Source organism: Pseudomonas sp. GZD-209 (genome assembly GCF_049310485.1).
Taxonomy (GTDB): Bacteria; Pseudomonadota; Gammaproteobacteria; order Pseudomonadales; family Pseudomonadaceae; genus Aquipseudomonas; species Aquipseudomonas sichuanensis.
In genome coordinates, this window is the sequence record NZ_JBMOWQ010000013.1 from 1 (window position 1) to 691 (window position 691).

Below are 691 nucleotides of genomic sequence, written 5' to 3' on the forward strand. Positions count from 1 at the left end.
CCCCCCCCCCCCGCTCTCCACTACGCACCCCCCCCCCTCCCCCCCCCCCCCCCCCCCCCCCCCCCCCCGACAAGGTGCTGGCCTTCGCCCGACTGGGCGAGGAGCAGCGCGCCATCGTTGTCGCACCACGGCTTGCCAGCAGCTTGCTGGGCAACGCCACAACCCCATTGATCCCGGCACAGAACTGGGACGATACGCGGCTGATCCTGCCGTTTGCCTTGTCGCCTGCCAACTGCTCGGGACTTTTCGCTGGCGGTGCTGTCAGCCCTTCAAAGGAGCTGAAGTTGAGCACCGTACTGGCGGAGTTTCCGGTCAACGTGTTGATTGATCATGCCTAACTGCATCCAGGAGCGTCGTGATGAGTGTCGAAGAGAAACGTGTTCGCGAATTCGCCTATCAAATCTGGGAATCGGAGGGCAAGCCGGCGGGCCAGGAAATCCGCCACTGGGAGATGGCCCGCAAGCTGGCCGAGGCTGAAGCGTTAGCACCCAAGGCCGCACCGCGCAAGAAGGCGGCGGCCAAGCCGAAAGCGGCGGTGGCTGCAGAAAAGCCTGTGGCGGCGAAGAAGCCAAAGGCAGCGAAAAAGCCGGCGGCGGGCTGAACCCCAGGTAAGCCGTACCGGCCTCATCGCGGGGGGGGGGAGGGCTCCCCCAACCAGCCCCGTGTTTTGGGGGGGGTGTGTTTTGCTCAT

Annotated in this window: 1 protein-coding gene and 1 pseudogene; both read left to right on the forward strand. The window is 65.6% G+C overall.

Annotation, left to right across the window (positions count from 1 at the left end):
* Positions 1-68: 68 nt before the first annotated feature.
* Positions 69-338 (forward strand): annotated as a pseudogene (locus ACO6VM_RS02490) (hypothetical protein); the annotation flags it as partial.
* Between the two features lie 17 nt (positions 339-355).
* Complete coding sequence (locus ACO6VM_RS02495) at positions 356-601, forward strand: DUF2934 domain-containing protein (RefSeq protein ID WP_422402714.1); 246 nt, start codon at positions 356-358, stop codon at positions 599-601.
* The last annotated feature ends 90 nt before the right edge of the window (positions 602-691 follow it).